2 protein-coding genes are annotated in these 7,996 nt (G+C 38.6%); both read right to left on the bottom strand.

Annotation, left to right across the window (positions count from 1 at the left end; all coding sequences use genetic code 11):
- A partial coding sequence (locus GAB14E_RS04805; RefSeq protein ID WP_033083745.1) for a non-ribosomal peptide synthetase occupies positions 1–5,982 on the bottom strand: 5,982 nt, incomplete at its 3' end.
- Positions 5,979–7,996, bottom strand: a 2,018-nt coding sequence (locus GAB14E_RS04800) for a non-ribosomal peptide synthetase (protein ID WP_033083746.1), incomplete at its 5' end; no start/stop codon positions are given. The genes GAB14E_RS04800 and GAB14E_RS04805, both read right to left, overlap by 4 nt.

Consider the following 7,996-nt stretch of genomic DNA (forward strand, 5'->3'; position numbering starts at 1 on the left):
GTGAGTAACACCATCACCACCAATATACAATTCCCCTATAGCTCCCAAAGGTATGGGTTGACCATTATATAAAACATAAAACTTTATATTATTAATGGGTTGGCCAATAGGTACCGCATGAACATCATACTCCAAATCTTGTAATTCTCTGATCCAATAAGTACTGCAACCAACAGCTGTTTCTGTTGGTCCATACTCATTTACATAAATAGTATTGGGTAATAAATCTCGTTTCCATGGCATCAAGCAACGGGTTGTTAACTGCTCTCCTCCAATAACGACTATGTGCTGGGCGTTTCCAGATATTTTGCAAGTACTAAGTAATTCAAGATGTGCGGGGGTTATTTTAAATAAATAATCATCTTCAGCATTAAAATAGTTAATCAACCCCTCTACAACTAAATATTGCTTTTCTGGAAGAATTACAATTTTTCGACCAGCCATCAATGGCGTTATCAAGGTAGTCACTGTTGCATCAAAACTTAGCGGCGAACTCAGCACAGAACCAACAATATTATCCGTCAAATAATTTTCTACCGCATGAGCTAAATAATGAACCACTGCGCTATGAGGTACCTTGACTCCTTTAGGTTTACCCGTTGATCCTGACGTATAAATAACATAACAAAGGGAATTCAGATCTGTATATCCTAAAGTAGGAACCATCGAAGAATAATGATCAAAACACTTGCCATCTCCCAGTACCAATTGTTCACATTCAGAAAACACATGACTAGACATTAACGTATTTTCTACCAAAGCTAATGCAATTCCACTGTCTCTAGCCATATATTCTAATCTTGAATGTGGCAAGCCAGGATCAAGCGGTAAATACGCAGCACCAACCTTCATTATTGCCAAAACCCCAACAACCATCTCTACTGAACGTCCTGAGCATAACCCGACTATATTTCCAGCTTTTATTCCTTTGTCAATTAACGCATGTGCCAATTGATTTGCCCTAACATCTAATTGTGCATAAGTTAAGGTCACATCATTAAACACTAGCGCTGTATTATTGGGATTGGCATCAGCCTGTTGCTCAAAGCAGTGATGCACAGCACAATCGAGTATTCTGCTATCAGTCTTAATTTCCCTAGTTTTCACATCCTCCATCGATTTAGACTGCTCTATTCCACAACGATCCACTAAAGAGAGTTGATAAGCTGGCAACTCTGAAACGTTTTTATTGTTACTTAATTCCAGTAACAAGTTTTTAAAACTATCACCAAAGTTAACCATAGACTGATGAGCAAACAAACTTTTAGCATAAGTCCAACTAATGGATAATTCTCCAGACTGCTCAAATACCATCAATTCCAAATCAAATTTACAGCTATTTCTGTCGCTGGGGAAACTTTCAAGTATAAGATCAGGCAAACTAATATCATTGCTATCCTTGTTCTGCATGGTAAACATGACCTGAAAAAGTGGTGCGTGACTCAAACTTCTTTTCAGTTTCATTGAATCAACCAAATTTTCAAACGGTAGATCTTGATTATGAAAAGCGTCAAGGATCATTTGCTTATTTTTATGCAGTAGCTGCTCAAATGTTTGTTGCTCATCCTGTATCGATCTTAGTACCAATGTATTGGTAAAAAAACCTATTAAAGGTGCTAGGTCAGGATGATTACGACCAGCGATGGGGCTACCGATAACAATATCTTTTTCATTACTCCAACGAGCCAGCAGTAGAGAAAAAACACTGTAAAGTAACATAAATAAGGTTACTTCATATTTTGTGGCAACCTCATTTAACGCATTTAGCAGATCACTATCAAGCGTATATTCATACTTAGCTCCGCTAAAATCTTGTTTTGCAGGGCGTACTCTATCCAAAGGTAAACTATGTAATTGCGATAAGCCTTTAAGTTGTTTTTTCCAATAAGCTAATTGAGGGGCTAAGCTAGTCCCGGTAAAAGACTCTTTTTGCCAGAAAGCATAATCTGAATATTGAATCGGCAAGGGATCTAACGGATTGGGTTGTCCATTACAGTAAGCAAAATACAATGCAACAAACTCTTCAATTAAGATTCCTTGTGACCATCCATCGGAAGCAATATGGTGCATATTGAACTGAACAACTGAATTTTGTTCGCTTAGTTCAAATAAAGTTACTCGTAACATCAAGTCCTGGCTCAAATCAAACGTTTTGTTAACGTCTTCATGAATAAGCGATTTTAGCTGTTGTTCTTGCTGATCCTTATCATGAATTAATGAGGTTAAATCAACAAACTTAACTGAAAATTCAGTATCAGCATTTAGCACCTGAACCGGTTTACCTACGTTTTCTTTATATATAGTTCTTAATATTTCATGCCTATCAACAATAGTTTTTAATGCGTCATTCAAGGATTGCTTATTCAACTTCCCTATTAACCTAATTGCAATTGGTATACTGTACTGACGACTACCACTGAACTTATCTATAAACCATAAACGTTGTTGTGGATATGACAATGGTAATGGCTGATTTTTGTTTATGACAGTTATTGGGCTAATAACCTTCTGCTCATTTTGATCAATATAAACAGCCAGATTAGCCAATACACTGTATTTAAACGGTGCCGTAAGAGCTATTTCTATATTATGACGCTTGCCCAGTTCACTGATAAAACGCATCACCAATAAAGAGTGCCCGCCTAAGGAAAAAAAGTTTGCTCTGGTACTAATTTTATCCTCATCAAGTTTTAATAATGATGACCAGATAGCTACCAATCTCTTTTCAGTTACAGTCTCAGGAGCAATATATTCATTTTGCAGTAAAGTCGCATCAGGCTCAGGCAGCCCGTTACGATTAATTTTTCCGTTAGGCATCAGCGGCCACTCCGGAACAATCACAAACAAACTAGGTACCATATAACTTGGTAACTCATTCGCAATAGCTTCTTTAAGCGATGTGATAAAAGCACCATCAGTTAAAACGGTTGAATCTTCTTCTTTAACCTCGTTAGCGGTAGGTGTTGTTTGTATAACAGCAGTTCGCTTGACATAAGCCACCAACTGCTTCTCTTCCACCATCAACTCTTTAGCTAATACTAAAACGCTGTCAACTTCAGCCTGCTTATTTATATGAGACTCAATCTCACCAAGCTCTATTCTAAAGCCGCGGATCTTAACTTGATCGTCGATACGGTTAATATATTCTAAATTGCCATCCGGTAAATAACGCACCAAATCGCCGGTTTTATACAAACACTTTGAACTATTGTGGTTGGCTTCATCATAATACGGATTTTCAATAAAGCGCTCAGCGGTTAATTCTGGCTTATTAAGGTATCCTTTGGCGACACCTGCCCCTGATAAGTACAATTCACCTGCAACACCAAAAGGCGCTAATTCCAGCCCATCTGTTAATACAAAAGCCTGACTGTTTGCTATTACCCTCCCTATTTCTGGCTTATTTTTGATGGTAGATGTAAAAGCCATATACGTTGAGTAAGTGGTATCTTCTGATGGACCATACAAATTATATACTTTTGTACAATTTGTATTATTCAATATCTCATTGACTATCTCAGTGTTTAAAGGCTCTCCCGCAAGGTTGACGAGCTTAACACTGTCTGAAATAGACTTGTTCTCCAGCAATACCTTAATGACTGACGGTACGGTATTAATTAAACTGACATCAAGTGGCTGTTCTATCAATGCAAGCGCATCTTTAACCAAAATACACTGATAACCGAAACAAAGTGGTACAAATAACTCAAACACAGACAAGTCAAAATTTAAAGAAGTACTCGCCAACACTTTTGAAAGTTCATCAGGGGCAAAGGTTGAATTAGCCCAATGCAGCATAGCGTTAGTATTGCTATGTCTGATCGCTACCCCTTTAGGCTGCCCGGTTGAGCCTGACGTATAGATCACATAAGCTAAATGTGATGAGTTCAGCCCTAAAGCTTCTTTCTTTAAATTATCTGTCTGATCTGTCGCAGAGGGATCATGCTCAAGAAGCTCACCGTCCAAACACACGGCTTGTCGCTCTCCTAACCCTACTTTTGCTAACAAGCTTTCCTGCGTCAACACCAAAGAAACATCAGCATCACTGAGTATATAATTAAGGCGCGCCTCAGGATAACTTGGATCAAGAGGCACATAAGCGCCCCCGGCTTTCAATATTCCCAGTATGCCGACCACCATCTGTAGTGAGCGCTCTACACATATCCCCACTAGCGTATCTGGTGTGATCTCATGGTGTTTGTTCAAATAATGCGCTACCCGATTTGCCCGCTGGTTAAGCGCCTGATAGGTAAATTGTTCATCTTCAAAAACTACAGCAATGTTATTCGGGGTCACTAAAGCCTGTGCTTCAAACAACTCATGAATACATTTATCTGTTGGAAAGCCCTGCTCAGTATCATTGAGGGTAGTCAACAAATAGTCCAACTCAGGCGTGGAGAGCATAGGTAAATCTTTTATCTGCGACTGCCCAACAAGTTCTGTTTCACTTACTGTCGCTAACCCCGTCAATAGACGAGAGAGATGATCATTGAATTGTGCTATATGGGCTTCATTAAAGATGGCTTTATCAAAAACCCACTCAAGATTTACACCATTTTCATTGAGACTGATACGAATATCTAAATCAAATTTTGCAGTAATATGCTCTGATTCCAAAGGGGATAAGGTTACTCCCGGTAAGGTCAGCTCCTGTCTTTCTTTATTTTCCCCTAAGCCATAATCCGTATCTGTCGTCAGCATAATTTGAAATACGGGAGTATAAGCACTGCTGCGCGAAATATTTAATTGTTCCACCAGACGTTCAAATGGCACATCCTGATTCGATTGGGCATCTAAATGTACCTCACGTACATGGGCCAAATAATCGCTTAAGTCTTGATGATTAGTATCAAGCCTGAGGACTAAAGTATTGACGAAAAATCCTATCAGCGGCTCAAGCTCTGTCTGTAATCTGTTGGCAACAGGTGTGCCGATAACAATATCATGGCTATTACTGTGGCGAGCTAAAACCAGCGCTAAAGCAGCATGTAATAACATAAATGGCGTTAGCTGATGCGCTTTTGCAATGTGCTGCAATGAACGCGCTATATCTCCTGACAATTGTCCCGAGACTCGTGCCCCTGCATATTGCTTTTCTTCTGGTCTTGTTTCATCTAAGATCAGAGAGTGTATCGAAGGCAAATCGGCTAATTGCTTGTCCCAATAACTTAACTGACTGGCAAGCATATCCCCTTGTAAGTACTCTCTCTGCCAATTTGCATAATCGGCATATTGGATCTCAAGCGGAAGTAATGGATCTGGCTGCTCAGCAATGATGCTCTCATACAAAGTGACAAATTCTCTTATCAATACATCCATTGACCAACCATCAGAAGCAATATGATGCATGTTAAATAATAAAGTGCCAACCGTTTGTTCTATATTGTCTGATACTTGCACATAAGAAGCTCTGACCATTAAATCTGAGCTTAAATCAAATGCCTTATTTTTGTCCTGGGCAATCAAGGTGGATAATAAAGTCATTTGCTTTTTTTCTGAAAAATTACGCAGATCAAAATAGTTAAACTTGAAACAAAATTCATCACGGATAAGTTGTCTTGAACCATCTTCTTGTTCACTAAACACTGTACGTAACGTTTCATGGCGATTGATAATACGAGATAGAGCCTGTTCGGCAATATCCATGTCAAACTTACCACTAACCTCAAACGCCATTGACATATTATATTGAATAGCATTGTGTCCCATCTTGTCAATAAACCATAAGCGCTGCTGGGCGAAAGATAATTCAAAAACATTATCAATTCTTGGAAGCGTCTTTATTTCAGGGCGTATAATATCTTGGGATGAACTCATACCTTTTGTCAAAAATTCAATGATTTCTTGTTTATTTTCTGTAATTTCAGTTTTTAGTGTTTCAGGGAAAACATCAACAGACAATTTAAATCGAAGCTGTCCTTCTTCAACAAATAAAAATACACCAGATTTTGTACAACGCTCTATTAATTCAAAAATATTCAAAATGAACCCTCACTTATAATTACAACTTCTTTCATTTTACTTTCAACAATACTTATTGATCGCTTACTATCAATAGTCTGAGCTAACATTTGGATTGAGGGTTGTTCAAAAACCTCTTTAATCATGATTTCTAATGAAAACAACCTTCTAATTTTTGTCACTAATTTAACCGCAAGTAATGAATGCCCACCTAATTCAAAGAAGTTAGCGTCCATACTTATTTCATCAGAATTTAACGTCAGTAATGTTGACCAAAGCTCAACAAGTAATTGCTCAGTCGGGGTTTGTGCCGCTTGATACTGCCTCTGAAATAATCGAAGATCATAAGCAGGTAAGGAGTTTTTATCGATTTTTCCATTAGCCGTGAGCGGCCATTGTTCAATAAAAACAAAAATAGATGGCACCATATAATCGGGTATATGAGCCCGTAAACTTTTCCTAAATAAATTAGGCATCTCATCTTGACTAATTCCTGTCGTATTATCTGCAATGACATAAGCGACTAAATTATTATGTCCAGATTCATCTTTATTTGCTACAACAATGCAAGACAATACACCTGCACAGGATGATAATTGATGTTCTATCTCCCCTAACTCAATCCTAAATCCACGAATTTTAATTTGTGTATCCGTACGACCAACGAATTCTAATTGACCATCTGAAACTAAACGAACCAAATCACCTGTTCGGTATAAACGTGCATCTTTTCTACTAGCAAAAGGATCTGCTATGAATTTTTCTTTCGTTAAATCTGGATTATTGAGATAACCACGCGCTAGACTTGTCCCGCCAATGTAAAGTTCGCCAATAACACCTTGCGGAACAACTTCCTGTGTTGAGTCCAGCACGTAGTGGCTATAATTTGAGAGTGGCCCTGCCAAATTAGCAATATTTCCTCTTGTGTTATCACAATCTATACGTCGTACAAGAGACCATACAGTTGCTTCAGTTGGTCCATAACAGTTCCACAACTGAGCACAATTCCTCATCAAGCTTTTCGCTAACTTGTCAGGTAGTAGTTCACCTCCAGATAAGGCAACTAAATCTTTCTTCCCTGCCCAATCGTCATCCAGTAATGACCGCCAGCCGGCTGGAGTCGCTTGCATGAAATTAATGTCATGAACATTAAGTAGATGACTTAATTTACTTGGATCTATTACATCATCTTTTGACGCCAGAACAACTTGACCACCTACAAATAATGGCCCCCAGATTTCTAATCCTGCAATATCAAAGGCCATAGTAGTTACGGCCAGTAACTTAAGATCATGATTAAAGTTTGGCCCTAATTGAAACAGCATTGCCTGTAAAAAATTAACAAATGCCCCTTGTTCAATCATGACCCCTTTGGGTGTTCCTGTCGAGCCAGAAGTATGGATCACATAAGCTAGACTTGATAAAGGCTGCTTATCTGCCAACTGCCTATTAGTAACAGGATAATCAATGAAAACATCAGTGAACCTTGTATCGTTGATTGATATCAGTTTAACCTTGTCTGATAGTTCAAGACGGGTATGTAATCCTGATTGGTCTAATAAATAATTGATACCCGTATCGTTTATAATATGCTGTAAACGAGCGGTAGGGTAACTTGGATCCAGTGGTACATAAGCGCCGCCAGCTTTTAATATTCCGAGTAACCCTACGACCATCTGTAATGAGCGTTCAACACATATTCCCACCAAGGTATTTGGTGTAACGTCATGATGCTCTGCTAAGTAATGCGCTACCTTATTTGCCTGCTGATTAAGCTCCTGATAGGTAAGTTGTTCATCTTCAAAAACTACAGCAATGTTATTCGGATTAGCTACTGCCTGTGCTTCAAATAATTCATGAAGACATTTATCTGTTGGATAATCCTGCTCAGTATCATTGAGGGTATTCAATGAATAATCCAACTCAAGTGTGGAGAGCATAGGTAATTTTTTTATCTGCAACGGCCCTACAAGTTCTGTTTCACTTACTGTCGCTAACCCCGTCAGTAAACGAGAGAGATGATCATTGAATTGTG

The organism is Colwellia psychrerythraea, assembly GCF_000764185.1.
Lineage (GTDB): Bacteria > Pseudomonadota > Gammaproteobacteria > Enterobacterales > Alteromonadaceae > Colwellia > Colwellia psychrerythraea_B.